This window comes from Fictibacillus phosphorivorans, from assembly GCF_023715845.1.
In the GTDB taxonomy this organism is placed as follows: domain Bacteria; phylum Bacillota; class Bacilli; order Bacillales; family Fictibacillaceae; genus Fictibacillus; species Fictibacillus phosphorivorans_D.
Map to the genome: position 1 here is coordinate 1 of NZ_JAMBOR010000077.1, position 381 is coordinate 381.

Sequence of the window (381 nt, forward strand, 5' to 3'; positions counted from 1 at the left end):
GTTGTAGCGCATGGCGCTGGCGCCGTGGCAGTTCAGGCAGTAGTTGACGAACAGCTTGGCGCCGCGCTGCAGCGCAGACGCATCGCTGGACTGGTTGGGCGCCGTATCGAGCGGCACGCCGCCCTCATTGGCCATCACGGGCGCGGCAAACACGAGACCGGCCAAGGCGAAAATCGCAAGCAGCTTTTTCATTCTTGTGTCCTTCATGGGTCCTTGTGCGCGGGCTCGAATCAGTGCGGCGTGAACGTGACGCGCTCAGGCACTGGCTTGAACGTCCCGATCCGGCTCCAGATCGGCATCGCGAGGAAGAACGCGAAGTACACGATGGTGCCGATCTGCGAGACGATCGAACCGATCGGGCTCGGCGGCTGGATACCCAGG

1 protein-coding gene is annotated in these 381 nt (G+C 63.3%); it reads right to left on the reverse strand.

Annotated elements, in window-relative coordinates:
* Nucleotides 1–192: hypothetical protein (locus M3206_RS18870; RefSeq protein ID WP_251314047.1), on the reverse strand; the 192-nt coding region annotated here is incomplete at its 3' end.
* Nucleotides 193–381: the final 189 nt, after the last annotated feature.